Below are 343 nucleotides of genomic sequence, written 5' to 3' on the forward strand. Positions count from 1 at the left end.
GGAAAGAACCTGTACGACGTCGTCCCCGCTCTCGACGCTGTCATCGGGATCATCGGGCGGGATCTGGTCCGGGGCGAGTACTCGCTGGCGCATGCCACGGCGCACATGGCAGCGGAAATGATCGTGGAGCAGAGGGAATCGCCAGGGATCCACGACGAGGGGACGGCATTGCTCGTCGTCCGTGCACTCGCCGAGTCGGCGGCTGCAAGGGACCGCGCGAATGAGGGACACCGTTCGTAGCGAGGCGCCCGCGGGCGTCGGCCGCCGCCCCCGAGGAGGCCGGCGCCGGACTGGTTCGGCTTCGCCGTTCACCGCAGGGGTCAGGCCGCGGTGGGGGTCAGGG

At 70.3% G+C, this 343-nt stretch carries 1 protein-coding gene; it reads left to right on the forward strand.

The features are described 5' to 3' along the window. Positions 1-240: hypothetical protein (locus tag ACLWS4_RS38065; protein WP_416876579.1), on the forward strand; the 240-nt coding region annotated here is incomplete at its 5' end. Between the last annotated feature and the right edge of the window lie 103 nt (positions 241-343).

It is taken from the genome of Kitasatospora sp. SC0581, from assembly GCF_048159585.1.
Classification (GTDB): Bacteria; Actinomycetota; Actinomycetes; order Streptomycetales; family Streptomycetaceae; genus Kitasatospora.